The following is a 3,226-nucleotide window of genomic DNA, read 5'->3' as shown; positions in this document are numbered from 1 at the left end:
CGGCGGCCGGCGCGAGGCCGGCGTGCAGAACGCGAGCGCCGAACTAGACGCTGCACTTGCCGGTTACCGCGAGCAGGTGCTCGTGGCGTTCCGCGATGTCGAAGACCAGCTCTCCGCGCTGCGCCTTCTCTCGCAACAGGCCGAAGCGCAGTCCCGCGCCGTCGCCGCCGCCAGCCGCGCCACCCTGCTTTCCAATTCGCGCTGGCGCAACGGCTATGTGAGCCAGCTCGAGCTGCTCGACGCGCAGCGCAGCGAGCTCTTCAACCGCAGGCAGGCGTTGCAGGTGCGCTCGGCACGGTATCAGGCGACCGTGGGCCTGGTCAGGGCGCTGGGCGGCGGGTGGGAAGGGGCGAGCTTGAATTCCGTCGAACGGATCAGTACGTACGCCAACTTATGAAAATCACCGACGCCTCCCATCGTTCCGCCGCCGCGTCCCGCCGCCTCTTCAAACCCGCATCGCTCTCGCGCGACGGGCAGGCGCTCAGTGCGCTGTACGCCGCATTGAGTGAAGCCGGCGGATCGCCGAGCCCTCCTGCGGACACGCCCACCGTCAGCCTGCACCGTGCCGGCGGCCGGCGCCAAATGCGCGAGACCGACACCGCTGCGCCGGACGGTCCCCCGGTTTTCCGTGGCGCCGCAGGCGACTTGGCGACCCGGGCCGCGGCGGCGGCCGATCAAGCGGCCGACGTGACGCACCAGGCGACGCTCGCGGCAGGCGACGGCGATATCTTCGGCTTCATCGATACCACGGCCGCCGACGACTTCGCACGAGAGGCGCGCTCCGCGGCGGCGGCGGCCACCGTCGCCGCCCGCACCGCCGAGGAGGCCGCCCAGGCGAATCCCGGGGATGCCGGATTGGCTCAAACCGCCCGCGAAGCACGGCAAAACGCGGGCCACGCGCTGGACTACGCCACAAGAGCGCAGGTATCACGTGCGGCCACCTACCGCATCGCGGCACAGCAGCTCGTGTCGTCGGCCATCGACATGGCCGACACGGCCAACCAGACGTCCAACGACGCCATCGATACCGCCGCCGACCGGCTGGAGGCGGCAGGCGGCGATCCGGCCACCGTGGCCGCGCTCAGGGCACTGCGCAGCGACGGCCCCATGGCACTGCACAACGCCGGCCATACCTCATCGGACGCGGTGTTCCAGCAGGCCATCGACGAAGCCGAAGCCCTGGAAGGCGGTGAGGATGCAGCCGCGGCAGTGAGGGCCGCAAAGCAGGTCCGGAGTTACGCTCTCGCGTCCGTAAGCGAAGCCGTCGAAGCCATCAACCTGTACCAGGCAGCAGGCGTAATCGACACCGAGGCGCAGTCGGCGTTGGCCGACATCGGGAACTCGGAGCCGCACGAGCTCGGCGCTCGCTTCGCGGCCTTCAACCGTGCGCGGCTCGCTGCCGACCAGGCGAGCCGTGACCGGTTCGACATCGCCGTCGCCGAGGATGATGCGGCCGAGGCCTCCTTGTCGGCACGGGGCGAAGCCGAAGAGTCCGGGCTGATAGATGCAGGTATCGATCTCGTCGGCAACCCTCTCACGGTGCAGGAACCCGAAGGCGAGCCGGGCGAAGCCGACATCGGCGGCACCGACGTGACGATCGATGAGGTGGTCCCCGCCCAAGCCCACCGGCAAGCCGACGCTGCCCTCACCAAAGCCGGCACTGCGGCCGGCACGGCGGCCCACACCGACCTCCGCGCCGCCGCCGCCACTCACGGCCCGTCCAACCTCGCTGCCATCGCCGAGGCCGCCGAAGCCAGCCTGTGGAAGCGCTCGCAGGCGCTGGCCGCGCAGATCCTCGAACACCCCACTGTAAAGAGCGGCCTGCGCCTGACCGGGCGGGGTGTGAACGCGGCGGCCTATGCCCTCATGGTTTACGGCCTGGCCAAGGCCATCCACACCGACGTGAAGAACGGCGACCACAGCGCACCGGCCACTCGCAAGGCGCTGGCGGAGCTGTTCGGCGGCCTGAGCCTCGGCCTGGGCGGCGCGGCGGTCGGCGCCCGGGTCGGGGCGGCCCTCGGCAGTCTCGTCGGCCCGGTGACCGCTGCCGTGGGCGGTTTCGTCGGCGGCCTGTTCGGCGGCGCGCTGGGCTTTGCTGCCGGCACCCGGCTGGTCGATCAAGCCTTCGAGAACAACAAGAAGCCTCTGGATCACCTCATCGACAGCGTCATCGACTCGGACCCGAACAAGGGCGCCGACGCCGACGCCGCCGTCGGACAGGCTGCAGCCATCGGCGCCTTGCAGACCCTCACCGGCAGCGGCGGCGGCACCCAACAGAGCCTGCCGGGCGGCACGCCCGAGCTCAAGGCCCCGGCCGAGCCGAACACCGACCAGCTCAACCTGGCCCAGCGCGTCGTGCAGGCCGGCTCCACCAACGACGGCTACGCCAACCGCAAGGAGCTCATCGCCGGCTTCGAGGAAGCGCGCTACGACCTCAAGGCCGGCCAGGACGGCACCGACTTCACCGACGCCTTCGCCGTCAACCGCCTCATCGCCACCTACGGCGCCTCCGGCAGCGGGGCGTTGACCGAAGACGAACTCGCCCAGGCTATTGCCGACGGTGCGCTCGTCATCCATGAAGACGGTACTGTCACCGTCGATACGGCGGTGCTGCACGCGCAGCAACGCAGCCAGGCCGGCCACATCGCCTCGCGCGTGGTCGATGCGGGTGCGAAGGCCGAGACCGCCGACGAAGGCGACCTGAGGGACGGCTTCGGTGAGGCCGGCTACAGCCTGAAGGCCAGCGGCCAGGACATCGACGCGCTCATGCGCGTGTTCGGCGAGGGCAAGGGGCGCATCGGCAAGAGCGCACTGGCTGCGGCCATCCAGGTCGGCGCGGTGGTGATCGCGGTCGATGGGACGGTCACGGTGGATCGGGCGGTGCTGGCGCTGGCTCAGAGCTGAACGCGGGGGGCGAAGCGGCACACGAGCAGCAGCGAAAACGCGAGCGAGCGGACCGGATAATCGCCCGGTTCATCACTTGCAGGCCGACACCACGCGCTGCGATCCTTCGGCGGCCCGGCAAAGAAACTTCTCACATGCCCGAGCCCGCCACCACTGACCCGTTCGAACGCGCGAAGACGCTGTTCTTCGATGGCTTGGCCTGCTTCGGCGCGCGCCGCTTCGCCGAGGCGCAGCAGCACTTCCTTGCCGCGCTGGCCCTGGTGCCGGGACGGGTCTCGGTGCTCGCCAACCTGGCTGCCACGCAACTGGCGCTGTCGCGGCC

The 3,226-nt window shown here is 70.4% G+C and carries 3 protein-coding genes; all 3 read left to right on the top strand.

Annotated features, from left to right (window positions below):
- Positions 1-397: TolC family protein (locus tag H0W38_RS19485; RefSeq protein ID WP_292457274.1), on the top strand; the 397-nt coding region annotated here is incomplete at its 5' end.
- On the top strand, positions 394-2,904 hold the full coding sequence (locus H0W38_RS19480) for a hypothetical protein (protein ID WP_292457271.1): 2,511 nt from the start codon (positions 394-396) through the stop codon (positions 2,902-2,904). The genes H0W38_RS19485 and H0W38_RS19480, both read left to right, overlap by 4 nt.
- Positions 2,905-3,038: 134 nt before the next feature.
- On the top strand, positions 3,039-3,226 hold a 188-nt coding region (locus tag H0W38_RS19475; protein ID WP_292457269.1), incomplete at its 3' end, for a hypothetical protein.

It is taken from the genome of Methylibium sp. (genome assembly GCF_013817365.1).
Lineage (GTDB): Bacteria > Pseudomonadota > Gammaproteobacteria > Burkholderiales > Burkholderiaceae_C > Methylibium.
This window is presented reverse-complemented; position numbering and strand designations above follow the sequence as displayed.

Bases quoted from the DNA above. Each gene is read 5' to 3' on its own strand.
- H0W38_RS19480 (WP_292457271.1), top strand. From the start codon at position 394: ATGAAAATCACCGACGCCTCCCATCGTTCCGCCGCCGCGTCCCGCCGC.